This is a genomic window from Cupriavidus sp. 05T41 (genome assembly GCF_056396525.1).
Window position 1 is genome coordinate 66,806 of record NZ_JBFTLQ010000021.1, and the last position, 20,487, is coordinate 87,292.

At 68.3% G+C, this 20,487-nt stretch carries 17 protein-coding genes; 9 read left to right on the top strand and 8 right to left on the bottom strand.

Annotation, left to right across the window (positions count from 1 at the left end):
* Window positions 1–93: 93 nt before the first annotated feature.
* The gene (locus AC1DKV_RS14855; protein ID WP_441613398.1) at window positions 94–990 is read right to left on the bottom strand and encodes a LysR family transcriptional regulator; all 897 of its coding nucleotides are present in this window, start codon (window positions 988–990) and stop codon (window positions 94–96) included.
* 96 nt (window positions 991–1,086) lie between these two features.
* Here AC1DKV_RS14855 and AC1DKV_RS14860 point away from each other — a divergent pair, with 96 nt between their 5' ends.
* Window positions 1,087–2,010 carry a dihydrodipicolinate synthase family protein gene (locus AC1DKV_RS14860; RefSeq protein ID WP_441613399.1) on the top strand — a complete coding sequence of 308 codons (924 nt, stop codon included), beginning with the start codon at window positions 1,087–1,089 and terminating at the stop codon, window positions 2,008–2,010.
* A 104-nt stretch (window positions 2,011–2,114) separates the two neighbouring features.
* Here AC1DKV_RS14860 and AC1DKV_RS14865 read toward each other — a convergent pair whose 3' ends face one another.
* Together AC1DKV_RS14865 and argH are read right to left on the bottom strand one after the other, a co-directional pair.
* Window positions 2,115–3,083 (bottom strand): Bug family tripartite tricarboxylate transporter substrate binding protein, encoded by a 969-nt coding sequence (locus AC1DKV_RS14865; protein ID WP_441613400.1) that lies wholly within the window; start codon window positions 3,081–3,083, stop codon window positions 2,115–2,117.
* A gap of 68 nt (window positions 3,084–3,151) precedes the next feature.
* The gene (gene argH / locus AC1DKV_RS14870) at window positions 3,152–4,657 is read right to left on the bottom strand and encodes an argininosuccinate lyase (protein WP_441613401.1); all 1,506 of its coding nucleotides are present in this window, start codon (window positions 4,655–4,657) and stop codon (window positions 3,152–3,154) included.
* Between the two features lie 138 nt (window positions 4,658–4,795).
* Between argH and AC1DKV_RS14875 the strand changes: the two genes are divergently transcribed.
* Window positions 4,796–5,671 carry a LysR family transcriptional regulator gene (locus AC1DKV_RS14875; protein ID WP_441613402.1) on the top strand — a complete coding sequence of 292 codons (876 nt, stop codon included), beginning with the start codon at window positions 4,796–4,798 and terminating at the stop codon, window positions 5,669–5,671.
* Window positions 5,672–5,881: 210 nt separating this feature from the next.
* On the opposite strand, the gene AC1DKV_RS14880 is transcribed toward AC1DKV_RS14875, so the two are convergent.
* A complete protein-coding gene (locus tag AC1DKV_RS14880) occupies window positions 5,882–6,826 on the bottom strand; it encodes a LysR substrate-binding domain-containing protein (RefSeq protein WP_441613403.1) in 945 nt (314 codons plus the stop codon).
* A gap of 91 nt (window positions 6,827–6,917) precedes the next feature.
* On the opposite strand from AC1DKV_RS14880, the gene AC1DKV_RS14885 reads away from it, so the two are divergent.
* The 7 genes from AC1DKV_RS14885 (at window position 6,918) to AC1DKV_RS14915 (ending at window position 14,945) form a co-directional block, all read left to right on the top strand.
* Window positions 6,918–8,015, top strand: coding sequence for a tartrate dehydrogenase (locus tag AC1DKV_RS14885; RefSeq protein ID WP_441613404.1), 1,098 nt, complete (start codon window positions 6,918–6,920; stop codon window positions 8,013–8,015).
* Between the two features lie 524 nt (window positions 8,016–8,539).
* On the top strand, window positions 8,540–10,243 hold the full coding sequence (locus tag AC1DKV_RS14890; protein WP_441613405.1) for a trypsin-like peptidase domain-containing protein: 1,704 nt from the start codon (window positions 8,540–8,542) through the stop codon (window positions 10,241–10,243).
* Window positions 10,244–10,263: 20 nt separating this feature from the next.
* Window positions 10,264–11,100 carry a PP2C family serine/threonine-protein phosphatase gene (locus AC1DKV_RS14895; protein ID WP_441613406.1) on the top strand — a complete coding sequence of 279 codons (837 nt, stop codon included), beginning with the start codon at window positions 10,264–10,266 and terminating at the stop codon, window positions 11,098–11,100.
* A 24-nt stretch (window positions 11,101–11,124) separates the two neighbouring features.
* Complete coding sequence (locus AC1DKV_RS14900) at window positions 11,125–12,912, top strand: protein kinase domain-containing protein (protein ID WP_441613407.1); 1,788 nt, start codon at window positions 11,125–11,127, stop codon at window positions 12,910–12,912.
* Between the two features lie 55 nt (window positions 12,913–12,967).
* Window positions 12,968–13,438 carry an RT0821/Lpp0805 family surface protein gene (locus AC1DKV_RS14905; protein WP_441613408.1) on the top strand — a complete coding sequence of 157 codons (471 nt, stop codon included), beginning with the start codon at window positions 12,968–12,970 and terminating at the stop codon, window positions 13,436–13,438.
* A 19-nt stretch (window positions 13,439–13,457) separates the two neighbouring features.
* Window positions 13,458–14,240: a S1 family peptidase gene (locus AC1DKV_RS14910; protein WP_441613409.1), complete on the top strand. Its 783-nt coding sequence runs from the start codon at window positions 13,458–13,460 to the stop codon at window positions 14,238–14,240.
* Between the two features lie 114 nt (window positions 14,241–14,354).
* Window positions 14,355–14,945 (top strand): OmpA family protein, encoded by a 591-nt coding sequence (locus AC1DKV_RS14915; RefSeq protein WP_441613410.1) that lies wholly within the window; start codon window positions 14,355–14,357, stop codon window positions 14,943–14,945.
* A 34-nt stretch (window positions 14,946–14,979) separates the two neighbouring features.
* Here the strand turns inward: AC1DKV_RS14915 and AC1DKV_RS14920 are convergent, their stop codons facing one another.
* From AC1DKV_RS14920 to AC1DKV_RS14935, 4 genes are read right to left on the bottom strand one after another with little or no spacing between them, the layout of a single operon-like run.
* The gene (locus AC1DKV_RS14920) at window positions 14,980–16,470 is read right to left on the bottom strand and encodes a SidA/IucD/PvdA family monooxygenase (protein ID WP_441613411.1); all 1,491 of its coding nucleotides are present in this window, start codon (window positions 16,468–16,470) and stop codon (window positions 14,980–14,982) included.
* Window positions 16,467–17,852 carry an LLM class flavin-dependent oxidoreductase gene (locus tag AC1DKV_RS14925; RefSeq protein ID WP_441613412.1) on the bottom strand — a complete coding sequence of 462 codons (1,386 nt, stop codon included), beginning with the start codon at window positions 17,850–17,852 and terminating at the stop codon, window positions 16,467–16,469. Before AC1DKV_RS14925 ends, AC1DKV_RS14920 begins: the two co-directional genes overlap by 4 nt.
* Before the next feature lie 24 nt (window positions 17,853–17,876).
* A complete protein-coding gene (locus AC1DKV_RS14930) occupies window positions 17,877–19,229 on the bottom strand; it encodes an LLM class flavin-dependent oxidoreductase (RefSeq protein ID WP_441613414.1) in 1,353 nt (450 codons plus the stop codon).
* The gene (locus tag AC1DKV_RS14935; protein ID WP_441613415.1) at window positions 19,226–20,473 is read right to left on the bottom strand and encodes an acyl-CoA dehydrogenase family protein; all 1,248 of its coding nucleotides are present in this window, start codon (window positions 20,471–20,473) and stop codon (window positions 19,226–19,228) included. The genes AC1DKV_RS14930 and AC1DKV_RS14935 overlap by 4 nt, the downstream gene beginning before the upstream one ends.
* Window positions 20,474–20,487: the final 14 nt, after the last annotated feature.

The following is a 20,487-nucleotide window of genomic DNA, read 5'->3' on the forward strand; positions in this document are numbered from 1 at the left end:
GCGGCGCGGTTTTTTTGGGGGCTTGCGTATGCGTGTGCGCGTGCGCGGCGCGGCGTGCAGAGGAAAGAGGCGAGGGCGGCGAACCCGCGACGGCTAGGCCGAGGCCGGGAAGGTCTCTTGCAACAGCGTGCGCACGGTGTCCGCGACGCCGTGCTGGCTGCCGCGGCGCCACGCCAGATGCAACTCGACATCCAGCCCGGCGGCCTTCTCGAGCGGGCGGAAGGCAACACCCGCGTACCCCAGCCTGTGCGCGGACTGGGGGACCAGCGCGACGCCCATGCCTGCGTCGACGAGCGACAGGATGGAATGCGTGTGGCTCAGCGTCTGGACGGTCTCGGGCGCCACGCCTTCGGCACGCAGCCGGCCCGCCACGATCTCGTACAGGTAGCGGGATTCCGACGGGCAGAACTCGATGAAGGGCTGCGCCTCCAGGGACTGGAGGGTCAGCGAACTGCAGCGCATCAAGGGATGCCCGGCCGGCGCCGCAAGCACAAACGGTTCGCGCAGCAGCGGCGCGGACAGCGCAAAGCTGCGTGGCGCGAACGGCCGGACGATGCCAAGCTCGATGCGGTCGGCGCCAATGGCTTCGAGCTGGGCATCCGTCTGCATTTCGCGCAGTGCCACGTGGACCTCCGGGTACCTGGTGCCGATCGCGGCCAGGATCTGCGGCAGCAAGGTGAAGCTGGCGGCAGGGATGAACCCCATCGTCACGGTGCCCGCGTCCGCCCGCATGGCGCGTCGTGCCGCAAGCGTCGCGGCCTGGCTGCGGCGCAGGATGTCCTCCGCTTCGCGCAAGAACGTGGCGCCGGCCAGGGTCAGGCGCACGTTTCCGCCCGAGCGCTCCAGCAGGCGGACCCCGACCTCATGTTCGAGCAGCTGGATCTGCCGGGTAAGCGGCGGTTGCGTCATGTTCAGCAACGCGGCGGCCCGGCCGAAATGCAGTTCCGTGGCCACCGCCACGAAGCTGCGAAGATGCGAGAGCTGAAGCACGATTCAATTCTTGTATTGCGGCATCGCCTGTTTGGATTGGACGCTGCGGCCGGTTCCTCCTTAGAGTGGCACCTCTTGTGTCTTTTCCCCGGGGAGATGAAGGTGGCTACTTTCGAAGGTTCCGCGCTGCGCACCGCGCTTGATGGCATTTCCGGCATCCTGGTCACGCCATTCGATGCAGATGATACCGTCTCGCCGGCACCGCTCGCGCCCGTCGTGGACCGCGCGGTCAAGGCCGGCGTGCATGTGCTGGTTGCCAACGGCAACACCAGCGAGTTCTACGGCCTGCGCGAGCAGGAGGCCGTGCGGATGGTGCACGTGGCCGCCGAATGCGTGGCCGGCCGCGTGCCGCTGCTTGCCGGCGTGGGCCGCAGCGTGCACGAAGCCTGCGCGCTGGCGCGCGCCTCGCGCCGCGCCGGCGCCGATGCGCTGATGGTGCACCAGCCGCCCGATCCGTTCGTGGCGCCGCGCGGGGTGTCGGCCTACGTGCGCAAGATCGCGGAGGCCGGCGAGGGCCTGCCGCTGGTGCTCTACCTGCGCAACGAGAACATCGGGCTGGCTGCCATCGAGGAACTGTGCCGCATCCCTGAGGTGATCGGCGTGAAATGGGCCTCACCCACGCCGCTGGTGCTGGCGCAGGCGATGCGCCGCACGGCCGATCTCGGCCTGGCCTGGGTGGGCGGGCTTGCGGAAGTGTGGGCGCCGCCCCTCTACGCGGTCGGGGCACGCGGCTTTACCTCGGGCCTGATCAACGTGATGCCCGAGCGCTCGGTTGCCATTCATGCCGCACTCGAAGCCGCCGACTACGCCAGGGCGATGCGCCTCATCGACGAGATGCTTCCCTTCGAGGAACTGCGCGCGCAAGAGAACAACGGCGCCAATGTCACGGTCGTGAAAGCCGCGCTGCAGATGATGGGCAACGACTGCGGTGCCACGCGGCCGCCATCGGCGTGGCCCTTGACCCAGCACCAGCATGCGCAACTGCACACCTTGATGTCGGGCTGGGGGCTGGTGCGCTGAAGCCGCGCCGCCGATCCCGCGGCCGCCCTGCTTAACTGACGGGGATCAATTGCCGGGTCCCGGCGGACCGGGGAGATCCGCTGCCGGCACTGCCATCCGTGGCCTCAGTCGATGGCCGCGCCGGAATCCTTGACGAGCTTCGACCACTTGTCGGTGTCGCGGTGGATCAGCACGGCAAACTGCTCCGGCGTCGATGTCAGCGGCGACGCGCCTTGCCGGATCAGCTTGTCGCGCATCGGCTTGTCCTGCGCGATGCGCGAGATCTCGGCCGAGAGCTTTGCGACGACGCTTGCAGGCAGGCCTTTCGGCCCGACCACGCCGAACCAGACGTCTGCCTCATAGCCGGCGATGCCGGCTTCGGCCATGGTGGGGACGTCGGGGAGTGCGGGGGATCGCGTGGCGCTGGTCACCGCCAGGGCGCGCAGCCTGCCGGCTTTGACATGCGGCAGCGAGCCGGGCAGGTTGTCGAACATCAGTTGCACCTGATTGGCCAGCAGGTCTGCCATGGCGGGGCCGCTCCCCTTGTACGGCACGTGGACGATCTGCACGCCGGCCATCGACTTGAACAGTTCGCCCGAGAGATGGTTGGTCGTGCCGTTGCCTGCCGATCCCATATTGAGCGCGTTGGGGTGGCTCTTGGCGTAGTCCACGAGTTCCTTCACGGACTTGACAGGCACCTTGGGGTTGACGACCAGGATGTTGGGCACCCCGGCGAACAGTGCTACCGGCGTGAAGTCCTTTTGCGCGTCGAACGGCAGCCGCTTGTAGAGCGAGGTGTTGATGGATTGCGTGCCCACCGTGCCGAACAGCAGCGTATAGCCGTCCGCGGGTGCCTTGGCGACGACATCCGAGCCGATCGTGCCGCCGGCGCCGGGCCGGTTGTCGACGATGACTTGCTGGCCCAGGGTTTCCGACAGGCGGTTTGCCAGCACCCGGCCAAGCAGGTCGGTGGTGCCGCCCGGCGGAAAGGGCACGACCAGCCTGATCGGCTTGTCGGGAAAGGGGCCGGCCAGCGCCAGGGTGGTCCCCAGCGATAGACAGGCGGCGGCGAGCATGCGCGCAATCGGTTTCATGGGCAGATATCTCCGTCGGACAAGGATACGGTATCGAGGGGAGGGCAGGCCGCGGATGGCGGCCACGGCTAGTGCAGGCCGGCGAGGCCGGCCACAGCCTGTTTCAAGGCGGCGCGGCCGCCGACAACGCCCTGGCGCAAGATGTCGAGCGCTTCCCCGGCCGATGCCAGCTCGCGGCGCTGCGCGGCAGCGTTGTCGCGCACCAGCGAGGGCGAAGGGCCGCCGGCGGCGGTCCTGGCCGCGACGCCCTGTTCTGGATCCAGGCAGCGAGCGACTACGGCAGGCGCGAGTACGATGGCCCGGCCGGTATGGCGCAGCGCCGCGGCGCAAACCATGTCTGTGTCGATCTCGTCGGCAGGAATGCGCTTGTCGAGTGCTTCGCGCACGACGGCGCCCACGATGTGGTGCGCCTCGCGGAAGGACACGCCGGCCTCGCGCACCAGCGCGTCCGCGAGATCGGTCGCCGCGGAGAAGTCACGGCGCGCGCGCGCCACCATGTTCGCCCGCAACGGCGTCGCGTGCTCGAGCACCAGCCGCAGCAGCGCGATGCAGCGCTGGCACTCGTCCATGGACTCCCAGAATCCACGCATGCTCTCGCGATTGCCGTCGCCGGTATGCGTGAAGTGGCTGCCCTTGACCGCCGCGAGCGACGCGGTGAGCAGTCCCAGCATATGGCCGCCCTTGCCCTTGAGATACTCAAGTACGACCGGATTCTTCTTCTGCGGCATGATGCTCGAGGTGCCCGCCACGCTGTCCGGGAACTCGATCAGGCCGAACTCCGGCGTGGACCAGACGAACAGGTCCTGCGCAAACCGGCCCCAGGTGACAGTTGCGATGGTGATGGCGGACTGGATCTCCCACGCAAAGTCGCGCGAGGCCACAGCGTCGAGGGAGTTGGCCACGTAGCTGGAGAAGCCGAGCCAGCGCGCCGTGGCATCGCGGTCGATCGGGAAGGCCGTGCCGGCCAGCGCGCCGGCGCCCAGCGGGCAAGCGTCCAGTCCCGCCAATGCCTGGCGCAGGCGGGTGATGTCGCGGCCAAGCGCCTCCGCCACGCCGGCAAGGTAGTAGCCGTACGTGATGGGCTGGGCGGCTTGCAGGTGGGTGTAGCCGGGCATCACCACGTCGGCGTACTCGGCGGCCTTGTCCAGCACCACGCCGCGTGTGGCCAGCAGGCCCTCCAGGATCGCCATGGCCTTGTCGCGCGCCCGCAGGCGGTCGTGGGTGGCCAGGATGTCGTTGCGGCTGCGCGCCACGTGCAGCCTGCCGCCGGCGTCGGCGCCGGCAACCGCCATCAGGTGCGCCTCGTAGTTGAAGTAGGCATCTTCGCGCGCCGGGTCCAGGGGAACGGCGTCCGGCCCCGCCGACTCGATCCGCATCAGGGCCCGCGCCAGCACGGCGGCTACCTCCGACGGTATCAGGCCTGCGCCGTGCAGCATCAGCAGGTGTGCCTGGTTGATTTCGGTGAGATAGGGAAAGCCGCTGCCGAACTCGCGCATCAGTCGGGGCAGGTAGATGTGCTCGCATACTTCCGCGGCCGTGGGCTGCGTCAGGCGGCGGCTGACTTTGGATTCCATACGTGTTTCTCCAGGGGCGTTGAACACAGTATGGGAATCTCGACGATATATCGTCAAATCAGTAGTTTGGCCGTGAGCATGCAGATTTGATATACCATCGACGGCACGCCCATCCGGGCCGAAAGCACTCCCAAAGGCATGAACTTCAAACAGATCGAAGCGTTCCGGGCGGTGATGCTGAGCCGCTCCATGACGGTCACCGCGGCGCAGCTCCACACATCGCAGCCCAATATCAGCCGCGTGATCGGCCAGCTGGAGCGGGAAGTCGGCTTCCGCCTGTTTGCTCGCATCGGGGGCCGGCTCACGCCGACGACGGAAGCCGAAGCCTTGTTCAAGGACGTGGAGCGATCATTTGCGGGCCTCGACAGCCTGCGCGCCTCCGCTCGCGCGATACGCGAACTCGGGGTGGGCACGCTGCGCATCGGCACGGTGCCTTCCATTGCCATGACGGTCATGCCGGAGGCGATCCTGGCCTTCCGCGAGCAGTACCCCGACGTGCCCATCGCGGTGCATACCAATGACTCGCCGACAGTTGCCAAGTGGACGGCCACCCAGTTCTGCGATTTCGGGCTGGTCTCCTACGTGGTGGAGACCTCGGGCATCGAGAGCGCGCTGCTGCGGCAGGAAGACGGCGTGTGCATCGTGCCGGCCACGCACCGGCTGGCGAAGAAGCGCCGGATTCGGGCCAGCGACCTCGACGGTGAGCGGTTTATCTCGCTGACGCACGGGGATGGCACGCGCGCCACCGTCGACGCGGCATTCGTGCCCGACGGACGCGTCCTGACACTGGAGACGCCCTATGCGGCCACCATCTGCACCATGGTGGGCATGGGCCTGGGGGTCAGCGTGGTCAATCCCGTGGTCGTCCGCAGCCTGAAGCTGCCCGCGGTGAAGGCCATCCCGTTCGAGCCGGCGATCGCGTTCCAGAGCTACGTCCTGCACAACCAGCAACGCGCGGTGCCGGCGCTTGCCCAGGCGTTTCTGGACTGCCTCCATGGCGCGGGCCGCTATTGAAGAGGCCATGAAGCATGGCCGGATCGGACAGGCAAAACGGTCCGAGTGCGAGTGCGGCCGCCAGGCCAGCAGACCTTGCGTTCCGGCGGGGTTTGCCCATGGCGCGCGTGCTTGCCAGGCTTGCGCTGCCTTCGTGGCAGTGAGGCGATGACACGCGTCGCAGGCAAAGCCCGCAGCGGCGCATCCATTGCGGACGACGCCGCGCTTGTCCTACGAGAGGCAGGAGCCGCCGCGCCGGTGCTGCTCGACCAGCGCAGGCAGGGCCGCGTGCAGCCACTCGACGCACACCCGCGTCTTGGCCGTGGCGGGCAGCTTGGACGGGTACACGGCGTAGACGTTGGCCTCCTGTGTCAGCGCGGGCAGGACCTGCACGAGCTTGCCGGTGCGCAACAGATGGCCGACGTCCCATAGCGAGCGCAGCACGATGCCCCGGCCGTCAATGGCCCACTGCGTGGCCACTTCGCCGTTGTTCGCCGAGAGCGGCCCGGTGACCTTTACCGAAAGGACCTCGGCAGCCGCATTTCGCAGGCGCCACAGCCCGAAGGGATGGTCACGTTCCTTGATCACGAGGCAATCGTGGCGGGCAAGGTCCGCCGCCGACCTCGGCATGCCCCGGGCCGCCAGATAGGCCGGCGCCGCGCACAGCACGCGGCTGTTCGGCAGCAGCTTGCGGGCGATCAGGCTGGGCGCGATCTCGTCGCCGACGCGGATATCGAGGTCGAAGCCTTCGGCAGCCACGTCCACCAGCCTGTCGAAGATCTCGAAGCGCACCTGCAGTTCCGGATAGCGGGCCACCAGCCCGGAGATCGCCGGCCCCACGATATTGCGGCCGAAGCCGAAGCTGCTGCAGATCCGAATCAATCCGCGCGGCGCGGCACTGGTCTCGCGCACATCGTCCAGCAGGCGGTCGACCGCATCCAGCACGGTCAGTGCCGACTGGTAGACGCGCTCGCCCTGCTCGGTGACCGCGACCGTGCGCGTACTGCGTAGCAGCAGCTGGACCCCCAGCGTCGCCTCCAGGGCCTTGACGCGTTTGGTGACGTAGGCCGGCGACACGCCGAGCGCCTGGGCTGCCCGCGCGAAGCTGGCCTGGCGGGTGACGGCGACGAAGACGCGCAGGTCTTCATGGAGGGGGGCACTACCCGTACTGTGCATGATTCGTAAATTCTGGATTCACGTAAGGCATAAATATTCACGTATAGGCAATGCTAGCATCGTCCGGGACATCGTTTGGAGAGAATCAGCCATGACACAACGCTTCAAGATCGCCGCCATCCCCGGCGACGGCATCGGCAAGGAAGTGCTTCCGGAAGGCATGAAGGTACTGGCCGCGGCGTCGCGCCGCTTCGGCTTCGAACTGACGGTGAGCGAGCACGAGTGGGCCAGCTGCGACTACTACGCCCGTACCGGCGAGATGATGCCGCCAGACTGGAAGGCGCAGCTCGGCTCGCAGGATGCGATCTATTTCGGCGCCGTCGGCTGGCCGGCGACCGTGCCCGACCACGTGTCGCTGTGGGGCTCGCTGCTCAAGTTCCGCCGCGAGTTCGACCAGTACATCAACCTGCGGCCGGTGCGCCTGTTCGAGGGCGTGCCGTGCCCGCTCGCCAACCGCAAGCCGGGCGACATCGACTTCTTCGTGGTGCGGGAAAACACCGAAGGCGAGTACACCAACCTGGGCGGCCGCATCTTCGAAGGCACCGAGCGCGAGATCGTGATCCAGGAGTCGGTGTTCTCGCGGCACGGCACCGACCGCGTGCTGAAGTTCGCGCTGGAGCTGGCGAACGCGCGCCCGCGCAAGCATCTCACCGTGGCCACCAAGTCCAACGGCATCGCCATCAGCATGCCGTGGTGGGACGAGCGCGCCGACGCCGTGGCCAAGGACTACCCGGAGGTGACGGTGGACAAGCAGCACATCGATATCCTGACCGCGCGTTTCGTGCTGCAGCCCAACCGCTTCGACGTGGTGGTGGCCACCAACCTGTTCGGCGACATCCTGTCGGACCTCGGCCCTGCCTGTACCGGCACCATCGGCCTGGCTCCCTCGGCCAACCTCAACCCGGGCCGCAGCTTCCCGTCGCTGTTCGAACCGGTGCACGGCTCGGCACCGGACATCTACGGCAAGGGCATCGCCAATCCCATCGCCATGATCTGGTCCGGCGCGCTGATGCTCGACTTCCTGGCCGGCGCGGCGCAGGACCCCGCACCGCTGCGGCAGGCGCATGACGCCATCGTGGCCGCCATCGAGCACGTGCTGCGCGACGGCCCGCGTACGCCGGACCTCGGCGGTACGGCCAGCACGGCGGCATTGGGCGACGCCATCGCGGCGCATGTGACGCAGGGCTGACCCGCCGGCCTGCCGGGCGGCCGCTGCCGGGCGGCCGTTGTAGCAAGCCGCAGGAGCGGGCAGAGGCAGGGCCGGGCATGGCCAGGCACCGCCGGGAGGCTTTCATTCCACCTCGCGGTCAGTGGCTTTCCGGGGTGGCTTGCGGGGCGGTTCGCGCTTTTGCGAAGCCATTGCGCATTACCTATACTCTTTCGAGAAGAACCACTTTAGCGTCACATCCAGCGCCAAAAAGCGCATTTCGAGTGCCCGGGGGGAAGGCTGCCAGCAGTGCGCTCGGACGAGGCGCGCCGGCACCGTTCAGGGGCGCATATGCGTTGGCGGTCCTCGCGTTTGTCCATGTTTCGCCTGCGTTCCATTGCCATGGGGCGGGGCGAGGCTTTGCCGCCTCCCGCCGTGCGTGCACGGGCGCCAGCCGGTGTGGCCGAACGCAGGCAGAGAAAAACAAGAGCCAGCTCCGGCCCCGGCCATCCTCGCGATATCGATGGCCTTGGAAACGCTACCCGGGCACCAGCAGGGAGACCGGGATGACCCGCATCATCATCACGCATCTGTCCGGCTCGAAGGCGCACCAGATCGAGCAGTTCGAGGCAGACCGTTTCGACAAGCTGATCCTTGGCCGCGATCCGGCCGCTACCGTCGCCTTCGACCCGCAGCGCGACGACCTGGTCAGCCGCCAGCACGCCGCCATCGAGATCAGGAAAGAGGGGCCGGCCCGCTATATGCTGGTCGACCTGGGCAGCAGCAACGGCACGTTCCATAACGGCCACCCGGTCAAGGACGAGGCGCAGCTGGCGCCGGGCGACACCATCGAACTGGGCGAAGGCGGACCGCGCCTGACATTCGACCTGGAGCCCCGGCCCACGTCGGCTCCCGCGCCGACACGCCTGAACGCGAAAGCGGTAGCTGAAACGCGCATGGCCCAGCCCGCGGCCGCGCCTGCCGCCGCGGTCCCCTCGACGGGGCGCGCCAGCGCGCACGACGGTGCGATGCAGGAAGCCCGGGGTGGCCAGCCGCCGGCGGGCCCGGCCCGGGCCACGGATGATCGCGTGGGCAAAGAAACCGTGCTGCGGATGATGAATCAGGAACGGCGCTCCATCGGACGCAGGGTGATCATCGGCGCGGGCGCCGTGGCCCTGCTGGCAGCCATCGTGGTCGGCGCGTTTGCGCATTTCGGAATCCTGTTCGGCAAAAGCCCCGAGGCAATCATCGCGGAATTCGGCGGAGCGACGGTGGTCGTGGAGGCCCGCTGGCACATCGTGGACAAGAGTACGGGCCGCCAGGTCTATCAGCGCATCTGCATCGTCGAAAACCTGCGGCTTCCGTGCTTTATCCAGATCGACAGCAATCCCGTCCAGCGCTGGCTGACGACGGACGACGATGACCATCGTGGCATCCCGATCGAGGTGGGCGGACGCGGCAGTGGCTTCGTGGTCAAGGACCAGGGTTTCATCCTGACCAACAAGCACGTCGCGCAAGGATGGAAGGTGCCGGGCTGGATGGACTTCGACGCGAGCGGCGGCATCCTGATCCGGATCTCCACGGGCGGCCAGGGCGAAGTCAGCATGGCGCGCATCAACCCGAAGGCCTACCGCCATCTCAATGGCTGGGACTTCGACCACCCGGTGCGCTTGATCAGGCCGAACTTCGCCGTGCCGGGGGGCATGGCGCTTGGCCCCATGTCCCTGGCCGTTCTCGAAGGGCGCAACGAAAGCCTGGCGGTGCGCTTCCCCGACACGCGGGAAAGCATCGAGGCGCGACTGGTCAAGTCTTCCGCCGAAGCAGATGTAGCGGAGATCAAGATCGACGCGACACGGAAATTGCCCACGATCAACCTTGCCTCGGTCGGTTCGCGGCCGCGCGTGGGCGAGCGGGTGACCGTGCTCGGCTATCCGGGCATATCCGAGGAAAAGCACGCCATCGTTCAGTCGAGCGAAGGCGGGAATATCGCCAATTTCGTTGAACTGATTCCGCAGCCCACGGTGACGGAGGGCATCATCGCGAAGGTCGGCGACACGGTCAAGTCCGAGAAGAACGTCCAGACTTACGATGACCTGGGCGATGTCTACCAGCTCACGGTCACCGCGACCGGCCATGGCAACAGCGGCGGCCCCGTGTTCGACCGCGACGGCAAGGTGATCGGGCTGTTCACCTATTCCCGCTCGATGGGCGATGAGCGCGTGACATTCGCGGTCCCGATCAAGTACGGACTTGACCTGCTGCTTAACTGAGTCCAACGGGGAAGCTCGCCATGTGCGCCGACCAGGCTCGCCAAGAAGATCGATCCCGGCTGATGGTCAGGTGCGCGATGCTCAGCGACGCAGGATGCGTGCGCAGCCTGAACGAGGACGCGGTCGGCTGCATGATTCCACGCGAGGACGATCCCTATGCGCGTGCCGGTGCGCTTGCCGTCGTGGCGGATGGCATGGGCGGGCACGCGGCAGGTGAAGTGGCGAGCCAGATCGCGCTGCGTACGGTGCTTCGCGAGTACTACCGCAATCCGGGCCCGCCCACGGATGCGCTGAAAAACGCCTTTGTCATCGCCAATCGGGCGATCGGGGAACATGCCGCCGCCGACCCGAGCTGCAATGGCATGGGAACCACCTGCAGCGCGCTTGCCATCGTCAACGACCTCGCCTATATCGCCCACGTCGGCGATAGCCGGATCTACCTCCTTCGCCAGGGGGAATTCCGGCAATTGACGGAGGACGACTCCCTGGTCCGCGAGATGTACCGTGAAGGGCTGCTCACGGCGGAAGAGGCAAGCAGGCACCCCGACAAGAATGTACTTTTGCGGGCGCTGGGAACGCCGGGCCAGGAGCCGGTCGTTTCACCGGATGGCTTTCCGCTGGCGCACGACGATGTCCTGGTGCTGTGCACCGACGGCATTAGCGATCAGATCGACGACGCGACGATTGCATCGGTGATCATGACGCTCGAGCCGGTCGACGCCTGCCAGAAACTGATAGAGCTGGCCCGCATGGCGGGAGGGGTGGATAACGCATCGGTCGCGATCTGTCGCGTGCAGCAGCAACCGGCCGCGGGCGGCGCGCCGGTTCGCTCGACGCGCGAGACCAGCGCTTTCTGAACGCAATGGGTTGATGGATTCGCCATGTCAGTCCGGCAGATAGGCCACTACGAAATCCGCACCCTGCTTGGACGTGGCGGGATCGGCGAAGTCTATGGCGCTTTCGATACCGAGCTCGAACGCGAGGTGGCCATCAAGACCCTGAGGCCCGAGTTCAGCCTCGACAGGGGATTCCTGGAGCGCTTTCGCGCAGAGGCGACCAGCCTTGCCAAGCTGAACCATCCCAACATCACCACGCTGTATGCGCTGTTCAAGGATGGCGACACCATGTGCATGGTGATGGAGCTGGTGCACGGGCACACGCTCGAGACGATCCTGCAGCGCATTGGCAAGTTTCCCGTGCGCGACAGCCTCGCGGTGGTCATCCAGGCCATCATGGGCCTGCGCTATGCGCACAAGATGGGCGTGATTCACCGGGATATCAAGCCGTCCAACCTGATGCTCACGGACAGCGGCACGCTGAAGATCATGGATTTCGGCATTGCGCGCATCCAGGGTTCGCAACGCCTCACGCAACAAGGCGATGTCGTCGGCACGCTCGCATACGCCTCGCCGGAGCAACTGCGCGGCCACGAAGGCGACGGCCGCAGTGACCTGTACAGCCTGGCGACGGTGCTGTACGAACTCATCTCCGGGCGACTGCCGTTCAACGCGACCAGCGACTATGAGCTGATCCGCGCACAGGTGGAGACGGTACCGCCGCCACTGGCCGCATGGTGCCCGGACCTCGACCCCGGCATCGAGCGCGCGCTGATGCAGGCGCTTGCCAAGGCTCCTGATGAACGGTTCTTCACGGCAGAAGACTTTGGCCGCGCATTGGGGGCTTCGCCGCTGCTTGCGGATGCGCCCGACATCGTGCGCGACGGCGTGCTTCAGACCTACAGCGCGCTCGATCTTCAGGAAACCCTTGTCGCAGGCGCGATATATACAGGCACGAGCACGAGCACGAGCACGAGCACCAGCACCAGCACGAGCGCCAACCCGAACCCGGACCCGGGCGTCAGCACGATCGCGAATCCCAGCATGAGCACGCGGGCGAACCCGAGCCTGCTCCCGGGAGCGCGGCTGCCCGGCCATGCCGATTCCGCGCAAGGCACCGCGCGCGCCGCGGCACCGCCGGTACCTCCGCCGGCCGCTTTCGCCTCGCAGTCCCGGCCAGCCGCGCATGCTCCGGCGCCCGGCACGGCCATCAGGCCGGAGCCGCCGCCGGCGCGCCCGCGCTCGCGCGTCATCGGCCTCGGCGCGGCTGCCGCCGGGCTGGTCATCGGCGCGGGCATCCTCCTCATGGCACTGACGCGACATTCGCAAGACCAGCCCCAGTCGCCCCCGCCGGCGGCGAGCGCGAGGCCGCAGGTATCCGTACCCGAGCCGCCGGCGCAGGAGCAGCCGATCAATCTCCCGCCGATCGCCCTGGTTCCGACGCCGCCGGCCCCGGCGAACCCGGCATCCCCCCCGGCAGGACAGAACGGTGGCAGTCCGGCATCGCAAGCCAGGCCGGACCTCGAGGGAACGGTCGCCCAGGTGCTCGATTCGGGCGCGCTGATCGTCTCCGGGAAGATCGTCAACCTGTCCTCCATACACGGCGAAGACGGCAAGCCGGCCCAGGCCATGCAGCGGTACCTCAAAGGCAAGGGCAACCAGCTTCAGTGTTTTGCAAAAGACAAGGCCTTCCAGTGCTTCGCGGGCGGAGAAGACATCGGCGAGCACGCCCTCAGAAATGGCTGGGCTCGCACAAGGGACGGCGCGCCGGCGCGCTATGCCACTGCCGAGCAGGAGGCACGACGTGCTCGCGCCGGGGTCTGGGCAATGTAGTCATTGGGGCGATCGCGCCTGATCGTCAAAGGGAGATGCGATGAACAGATGGACTATGGCGATCGGCTGCGCCGCGGTGGCCAGCGCGATCGCGGGGTGTGCGACGGGCGATTCGAGCGGCATGAACAAGACCACGTCGGGCGCGCTCATCGGTGCCGGCACGGGCGCGGCGCTCGGTGGGCTTTTCAGCCATGGCAACGCGGGCGCCATTGTCGCCGGCGGCATGGCCGGTGCGCTGCTTGGCGGCATCATTGGCCGGGAGATGGACGAGCGCGACCGCGAAGCGCGCCAGGCCGCGCTCAAGCAAGCCCTGCAGACCAGCGAGAACAACCAGCCCAAGACCTGGCGCAACGCGAAGACGGGGAACTCCGGCACCATCAAGCCGCTCTCCGGGTACACGAAGTCACCGACTGCCCAGACGTGCCGGAAATTCAACGAGACCTATGTGAAGGAAGGAAAGACATACGAGCAGTCTTCGCGGGCATGCCGTAACGCAAACGGGGAGTGGGAGCTTGCCAACCCCTAGCGATTTCCCGGATCTGACCATGGACCGACGCGAACGCGCCCTGCGCTTGTGCCTGCTGCTGGCCTTGGCCCTGGCCCTGACGCTGACCGGCATCTGGCCTGCGTGCGCGCAAGCGCAGCGCACCGGATCGGTCGACATCGGGCATCTCGGCGGCGACATGAAAGCCGCGGGTGCCGGCAAGCATGCCGGTGCAAAGGGCAAGGGCCACGAGGGGATGCTGCGCAGCGGTACGGCGTTCTTCGTGACCCAGTCAGGCGACATGCTCACCAGCGCGCACGTCGTTCGCGGCTGCCAGCGGATCAACGTCTGGCCGCGCGACATGGCGAGCATGCCCGCCTCCCTGGTGGCGATCGACGACCAGCTGGACGTGGCACTGCTCGCAACCAACCGTGCCGTGAAGATGGCTGCGCGGCCTCTCGCCGTTTCCGTCCATCAAGGCATGTCGGTCTATACGATCGGCTTCGGTCTCACGCCGTCGTCGCCGCTCGTGCCTGTCATGACGCGCGGAGACGTGCGCGGCACCGCCCAGCCCAGGGGCCACCGGCTGCTGGTGCTGCGCGCGGCCTTGCATGAGGGCAACAGCGGAGGCCCGGTCGTCGACGCACAGGGGGCGCTGCTCGGCATGATCGTGGGGCGGTACACGGACAACCCGGAACTCAGCGTTGCGGTCTGCGCGCAGGATCTTGCCCGGTTCGTCGATGCGAGGCCGGGCGCGCCGGCGCCTGTCGTGCCCCAGGCGCCGGAAATGAAGCCGGGCGCAAGGCTGCGCCAGATTTCGGCTCTCGTCCAATGCCTGGAATAGGCGTGCTCTGGCGGGGGGCGACGGATATGGAAACTGGAAACCGATGAGGACTGGCGGCGATCGCGACGGCGAGCCGCACCGGCGTGGAAACGCGCAAATCTCTGGAGATCCAACATGGCAAAGACTACGCAAGTCACGATCGCAATGCATTGCTTGCTGCGCTTGTCGCTCACTGCGCTCTGCATCCTGGCTGCCTGGCCTGTCGCCCACGCCGGCGACAACCTTATGCGGGAGCAGGACATCAGCGTGGAAGCCATCACCAATGCCTTGACGCCGCAGGATGCCAGCGCCAGGACCGAGACGCTCGGCATCACGCATCGCGATGTCTATGCGGCGCAGGAGGCCGCCAGCCCGGCGAAAGATCCGTCCGCCCAGCTGCTGATCACATTCAACAGCAATTCATCGAGACTGACCGACAGTGCGCGTGCCGCGCTAGGCAAGGTCGCCCGCGGACTGCAGTCGGCAAAACTCTCGCCGTACAAGTTTCGTGTCGAAGGGCATGCGGACCCGCGCGGACCGGCAAATGCCAACCTGAAGCTCTCCGAGAGCCGTGCCGCGGCAGTGGTGGAGTACCTCACGCTGGAGGGGCGCATTGCCGCCGACCGGCTGACGCCGGTCGGCAAGGGCTCCGCCGAACCGATGAATCTGCAGAATCCCTCAGCGCCGGAGAATCGGCGCGTGACCATCGTCACGGTGAAGGACTGAGCGCCGCGCACCGGGCCGGCAGCGTCCGCCACCCTCACGCGGCGGCGGCTTGCGTATCCTCGTCGGCAGCCTTGCGCACGGCGCTCGCGTAGAGCTCCGGCCCGAAATCCGCCGGCACATCCGCGCGGATGCGCAGCTCATGCAGCGCCAGGTCCGCCAGCAGCAGATCCCGGCTGATGCGCGCCACCGCGCCGGGAATATCGCGCCGCATGCTGGGCACGTCGCCGAGCGGCACGCCGGTGCTGGCGAATCCGCCCGGGTTATGCACATGGATATCGCGCAGCCATGGCGCGCTGCCCGGTGTCTTCTCGAGGTACTCCAGTCCGCTGCCGAGGTAGGGCGACGCACCCAGCTCGTCATCGCGCGCATCGGCCGGAGGCTGGTAGCGGTCGCGCCAGCGCAGGACATGTGGCGCGATGTCGGCCAGTTCGGGCCGGGCGGAAGGATCCACGAGATAGCCGGTGCCGGCGATCGCGAAGTCAAAGCGCAGCACCTCGCCTCGTACCTGCGTGACGATGCGTCCCGCGTCGACGTCGGCCCTGGTCCAGGGCGCGTTCAGGTGCAGGTGGAACTGCGGGAACCCGAGCACCCGTTCGACCGAATCGGCCGGGGGCGTGGAGCCGGCGCGGCGGTAGCGCAGGGCCTGTTCCCAGCGCGTGGCGTCGGGCAGGGCGTGGTAGTTGTCGTAGAGGCCGGGATAGGCGCGGATGCGCGAGACCGGCGTGGCGGCGATGTGGCCGCGCCGCGCGAACAGGTGGACGGCGGCGGCACCCGCTTCGAGCGCGACCGCGGCGGCGTCGAAGGCGGAAGCGGCGGCGCCGAGCACGGCCACGGTCTTGCCGCGCAGCGCGGCAAAGTCGATGGCGTCGGCGGTGTGCGCGGCGAGCCCCGCCGCCACGGCCGGCTTGAGCGCGGCGGGCACGAAGGGTGCGCCGTTGCCGGCCACGCCGCTGGCAAGGATGACCTTGCGCGCGGTTTCGATACGCGTCTGGCCGTCGCTCTCCAGGTGCAGGCGGAAGTGCGGCACGGCGCTGCCGGTCACGGGCTCGATGCGGATCACACGCGTGCCATAGCGGACCTCGACGCCAAGGAAGCCGCGGAACCAGTCGAGATAATCGCCCCAGGCCAGGCGCGGGATGCGGTCGATCGCGGCGTAGGCCTGCGCGCCGTGGCGGGCTTCGTACCAGGCCTGGAAGCCGAGCCCCGGCAGGCCGAGTTCAGGCCCGACGAGGCTCTTCGGCGTGCGCAGCTTTTGCATGCGCGCGCGCGTGCGCCACACACCTGCACGCGCGCCGTCCGGCGCGGCGTCGAGCACGGTGACGCGGCCGATGCCGGCGCGCCGCAGCGCGAAGGCATAGGCGCTGCCGCTCTGGCCGCCGCCGATGATGGCGACATTGTGGTCGATGCCGGCATGGCCGGGCACCCAGTCGTCGGGCGCGGGGCCGAGCAGGCGCAGCGTTTCGCGCGCGAGGAAATCAGGGTCGGGCGATGCGCCCGCCCGGGCGGTGGAGGTCGGGTCGGTCATGCGGCGATGGCAGCGATGTTCTGGTTGGTCGTGGCGGCACCGGCGGCGCGCGCCGGATGCACGGGGCGCTTCAGGCCCAGGTGGTCGCGCAGCGTGGTGCCCGCGTAATCCGTGCGGAACAGGCCACGGCGGCGCAGCTCCGGCAACACCAGCGCGATGAAATCGGTCAGCCCGCCAGGCAGCACCGGCGACATGATGTTGTAGCCGTCGGCGCCGTATTTGCGGAAGCGCTCTTCGAGCTGGTCGGCGATCTGTGCCGGCGTGCCGACCAGTTGCCAGTGGCCGCGCGCGCCGGCCACGCGCTGGTAGAGCTGGCGGATGGTCAGGTTCTCGCGCCGCGCAAGGTCGATCACCAGGCGCTGGCGGCTCTTGCTGGCATTGGTCTCGGGCAGCTCGGGGATGGGTCCGTCGAGCGGGTAGCCGGACAGGTCGAAGCCGCCGCTCAGGCCGGACACCAGCGCCAGGCCCACCACCGGATCGATCAGCGACTGCAGTTGCTCGAATTTCTCGCGTGCCTCGCTTTCGCTGTGGCCCACCACCGGGAACACGCCTGGCAGGATCTTCAGGTCGTCGGCCTCGCGGCCGTACTTCGCCAGGCGGCCTTTCACGTCGGCATAGAACGCGACCGCGTCTTCCACGGTCTGCTGCGCGGTGAAGACCGCCTCGCCGGTGCGCGCGGCCAGTTCCTTGCCGGCTTCGGACGAGCCGGCCTGCACCACCACCGGATGGCCCTGCGGCGTGCGCGAGACATTAAGCGGGCCCTGCACCGAGAAGTGCTTGCCCTTGTGGCCGAGCACATGGCGCCGCGCCGGATCGTAGTAGCGGCCGCTGGCCTTGTCGCGCAGGAAGGCGTCGTCTTCCCAGCTGTTCCACAGGCCGTCGACCACGTCGGCGAACTCGGCGGCGCGCTCGTAGCGGTCGGCATGCGCGAAGTGGTGCTCGCGGTTGAAATTGTGCGCCTCGTGCTCGCTGGACGAGGTGACCAGGTTCCAGCCGGCGCGCCCGCCCGAGATATGGTCGAGCGAGGCGAACTTGCGGGCGATGTGATACGGCTCGTTGAAGCTGGTGGAGGCGGTGCCGACCAGGCCGATGCGCTCGGTCACCGCGGCCAGCGCGGACAGCAGCGTGATCGGCTCGAACTGTGCCTGGTAGCTGTGCGCGGTGCGGCTGAGGAATTCCACGTCGTCGCCGCGCGTGCCGACGCCGTCGGCAAGGAAGATCAGGTCGAACTTGGCCGCCTCGGCGGCCTGCGCCAGCGCCACGTAGTGCTTGAAGTCGATGCCGGCATCGGCCTTGGCGTCGGGGTGGCGCCAGGCGGCGATGTGGTGGCCGCTGGGGTAGAGAAAAGCGCCCAGGCTGAGGAAACCGCTACGTTGAGCCATGATGGTTGGTCCTTGGGTTGAATGTCAGGCGGCCTTGCGCGTGCCTTGCCGGCCCTGCGGGCGCGCCAGCCCGAGGTGGTCGCGCAGCGTATTGCCTTCGTATGCGGTGCGGAAGATGCCGCGCCGCTGCAGGATGGGCACCACGCCGTCGACGAAATCCTGCAGCCCGCCGGGCAGGGCGTCGGGCATCAGGTTGAAGCCGTCGGCGGCGCCGTGCCGGAACCAGTGCCCGATGTCGTCGGCGATCTGCTCCGGGGTGCCGACGATCACGCGGTGCCCGCCGCCGCCAGCCAGCTCGCGGATCAGTTCGCGCACGGTGTAGCCATGGCGACGCGCCAGCGCCAGGGTGGCGTTGAAGAAGGTGTGGTTGCCGTTGCCGCCGGCGGGCAGCGCGAGATTGTCGGGCAGCCGCTGGTCCAGCTTGAGGCGGTCCGGCGCAATGCCGAGCGTGCCGGCCAGCCGCGTCAGGCTGTAGTCCCACGGGATCAGGTCGACCAGCTCGTCGCGGCGCCGGCGCGCCTGCGCCTCGGTGGCGCCGATGATGGTGGTCAGGCCGGCCAGCACCTGCACCGCGTCGGGCCCGCGCCCGAGCGCCTGCGCGCGCGACTTGAGCTCGCGCCCGTAGGCGAGCGATTCCTCGAACGACTGCGAGGCCGAGAACACGGCCTCCGCATGGCGCGCGGCCAGCTCGCGCCCGTCGGCGGAGCCGCCGGCCTGCACCACCACCGGGTGGCCCTGTGGCGAGCGCGGCAGGTTGAGCGGCCCCTGCACGCTGAAGTGCTCGCCGCGGTGGGCGATCGGCTGCACCTTGTCGGCATCGACAAAGCGCCCGCCGGCCTTGTCGCCGATGAAGGCGTCATCCTCCCAGCTATCCCACAACGCCTTGACCACCGTGGTGAACTCGTCCGCGCGCGCGTAGCGCTGCGCGTGGTCGGGCGCGGCGTCGCGCCCGAAGTTGCGCGCCGAGGGCACATCGGCCGTGGTCACCACGTTCCAGCCCGCGCGCCCGCCGCTCACATGGTCCAGCGTGGCGAAGCGCCGCGCGATGTTGTAGGGCTCGTTGTAGCTTGTGGAGGCCGTGCCGATCAGGCCGATATGCGTGGTCGCGGCCGCGATGCTGGCCAGCAGCACGGTCGGCTCCAGCGCCGTGACCGGGCGGAAGTGGATCTGGTCGACGATGGCGGCGTTGTCGGCCAGGAATACGGCATCGAGCTTGCCTGCCTCGGCGATCTGCGCCACGCGCACATAGTGGCGCACGTCGGCGAAGGCGTACGGGTCGCTGTCGGCGAGCCGCCAGGCGGAGGGCACGAAGCCCGAGTGCAGGATGTTGATATTGAGGTGAAGCTGGCGCGGACGCGAAGCCGAGGTTGCGCTCATTGATAGGTTCCCGGTTGCGGATGGCCTTCGCCCAGCATCCAGCGGCCCACATTGCGGGTCTTGTACTCGGCCGGGTTGTGCAGCGTGTGGATGCGCGCGTTGCGCCAGAAGCGGTCCAGCCCGAACTTGCGTACCGCCGAGCGCGCGCCGGTCAGCTCGAAGATCTCGCTCGATACCTGCAGCGCCACCTCGCCGGCCAGCGCATTGGCCGCGGCGATGGCCACGGCGGCTTCGCCGCGTTCCCCGGCCGTGAGCGCCTCGCCGCGCGCCGCCACCTGGTCGAGCGCGGCCAGCGCGCGGTCGGCCAGCGCGGTGGCGGCCTGGGTCCTGACCCAGAGCTCGCCGTACTGGCGCTTGACCCACGGGTCGTCGACATGGCGCTCGACGCCGGAGTGGACCCACGGGCGCGACTGGCCCAGCGTGTATTCGCGCCCGGCGCGCAGCGCACCCTGCGCGGTGCCGATGAACACGTTGAGCAGCACGCTTTGCTGCTGCAGCGGCGTGACCGTGCGCCACGGCTCTGCCGGCGCGCTGGTGGGGTCGAGCGGCACCGGCGGCCCCAGCACCTCGCTTTCGTGCACGCGCACGCCGCGGTAGGTGACGCGGCCGCTGCCGGTCTGGCGCTGGCCGATGCCGTCCCAGTCGTCCTCGATCACGATGCCCGCGCGGTCGGCGGGAATGGCGGCGAAACGGCGTTCATTGGTGTGGGCATCCTCCCATGCAATGGCGAGGAAGTCCGCCACGTGCGAGCCCGAGGTGAAGGGCCGGTAGCCGTCGAGCACGAAATACTCGCCGTCGCGGCGGCCGGACAGGCTCCTGGAAAAGCTGTTCGCGGTATTGCCCCAGAACCAGTTGCCTTCGGCCGAGCGGCGCCACAGGCTGGCGGCCTGCTCCGGCGCGCGGCGCAGGCGCGGACTCAGCAGGCTGCTGTAGTGATAGCCGAACAGATGGCCGAGCGAGCCGTCCACCTGCGCGAACAGGCGCACGATGCGCAGCACTGTGGACCAGCGCTCGCCTTGTCCGCCGTATTCGCGCGGCAGCAGCAGCGCCAGCAAGCCGTGCTCCTTGAGCAGGCGGATCTGTTCGGCCGGCTTGCCGCCGGCCTGGTCGCGCGCGATGGCGTCCTCGGCGAAGCGGTCGCGCAATGCGGCGGCGCGTGCGATGAACGGGTTGCTGCGGTCAGGTTCGAACAGCGCGGGCGCGGCATCGGCCGGCGCATGGAGGTAGGCGACGTTGGCGGACATGGGGACTCGGTTGA

What these genes read in the sequence shown, in the direction of transcription:
- AC1DKV_RS14930 (WP_441613414.1), bottom strand. Translation starts at nt 19,229, where the DNA reads ATGAGCGCAACCTCGGCTTCGCGTCCGCGCCAGCTTCACCTCAATATC.
- AC1DKV_RS14860 (WP_441613399.1), top strand. Translation starts at nt 1,087, where the DNA reads ATGAAGGTGGCTACTTTCGAAGGTTCCGCGCTGCGCACCGCGCTTGAT.
- AC1DKV_RS14935 (WP_441613415.1), bottom strand. Translation starts at nt 20,473, where the DNA reads ATGTCCGCCAACGTCGCCTACCTCCATGCGCCGGCCGATGCCGCGCCC.
- AC1DKV_RS14915 (WP_441613410.1), top strand. Translation starts at nt 14,355, where the DNA reads ATGGCAAAGACTACGCAAGTCACGATCGCAATGCATTGCTTGCTGCGC.
- AC1DKV_RS14925 (WP_441613412.1), bottom strand. Translation starts at nt 17,852, where the DNA reads ATGGCTCAACGTAGCGGTTTCCTCAGCCTGGGCGCTTTTCTCTACCCC.
- AC1DKV_RS14905 (WP_441613408.1), top strand. Translation starts at nt 12,968, where the DNA reads ATGGCGATCGGCTGCGCCGCGGTGGCCAGCGCGATCGCGGGGTGTGCG.
- AC1DKV_RS14865 (WP_441613400.1), bottom strand. Translation starts at nt 3,083, where the DNA reads ATGAAACCGATTGCGCGCATGCTCGCCGCCGCCTGTCTATCGCTGGGG.
- AC1DKV_RS14910 (WP_441613409.1), top strand. Translation starts at nt 13,458, where the DNA reads ATGGACCGACGCGAACGCGCCCTGCGCTTGTGCCTGCTGCTGGCCTTG.
- AC1DKV_RS14890 (WP_441613405.1), top strand. Translation starts at nt 8,540, where the DNA reads ATGACCCGCATCATCATCACGCATCTGTCCGGCTCGAAGGCGCACCAG.
- AC1DKV_RS14895 (WP_441613406.1), top strand. Translation starts at nt 10,264, where the DNA reads ATGTGCGCCGACCAGGCTCGCCAAGAAGATCGATCCCGGCTGATGGTC.
- AC1DKV_RS14885 (WP_441613404.1), top strand. Translation starts at nt 6,918, where the DNA reads ATGACACAACGCTTCAAGATCGCCGCCATCCCCGGCGACGGCATCGGC.
- AC1DKV_RS14920 (WP_441613411.1), bottom strand. Translation starts at nt 16,470, where the DNA reads ATGACCGACCCGACCTCCACCGCCCGGGCGGGCGCATCGCCCGACCCT.
- AC1DKV_RS14880 (WP_441613403.1), bottom strand. Translation starts at nt 6,826, where the DNA reads ATGCACAGTACGGGTAGTGCCCCCCTCCATGAAGACCTGCGCGTCTTC.
- AC1DKV_RS14875 (WP_441613402.1), top strand. Translation starts at nt 4,796, where the DNA reads ATGAACTTCAAACAGATCGAAGCGTTCCGGGCGGTGATGCTGAGCCGC.
- AC1DKV_RS14900 (WP_441613407.1), top strand. Translation starts at nt 11,125, where the DNA reads ATGTCAGTCCGGCAGATAGGCCACTACGAAATCCGCACCCTGCTTGGA.
- argH (WP_441613401.1), bottom strand. Translation starts at nt 4,657, where the DNA reads ATGGAATCCAAAGTCAGCCGCCGCCTGACGCAGCCCACGGCCGCGGAA.